The organism is Saccharomonospora iraqiensis subsp. paurometabolica YIM 90007, assembly GCF_000231035.2.
GTDB lineage: Bacteria > Actinomycetota > Actinomycetes > Mycobacteriales > Pseudonocardiaceae > Saccharomonospora > Saccharomonospora paurometabolica.
This window is the reverse complement of record NZ_KI912204.1, coordinates 10,052-10,321: the sequence shown is the minus strand read 5'-3', so window position 1 is coordinate 10,321 and position 270 is coordinate 10,052.

The window sequence follows — 270 nt, the reverse complement described above, 5'->3', positions numbered from 1 at the left end:
TGGCAGTCTCAGCGGGCGCGCTGACCAGGGCGAACGTCGCGTACACCAGGGTCATCGTCAGATCGCCGAACCCGAACGCGTCCTGGTATCCCGGGTACAGCGGGCTCGGCAGATACGCCCCGGCCGTGAGCACCACCAGCAGGAACACCGCCGTGCGCACGTCCCGGGAACCACGGACGGTCCGGCGCGTGTCGCGACACCCGGACGGTCCGGCACAACCTCCGTGAACACCGTCGCCAACCAACACACCCCCAGACTGGCGAGGGAAAC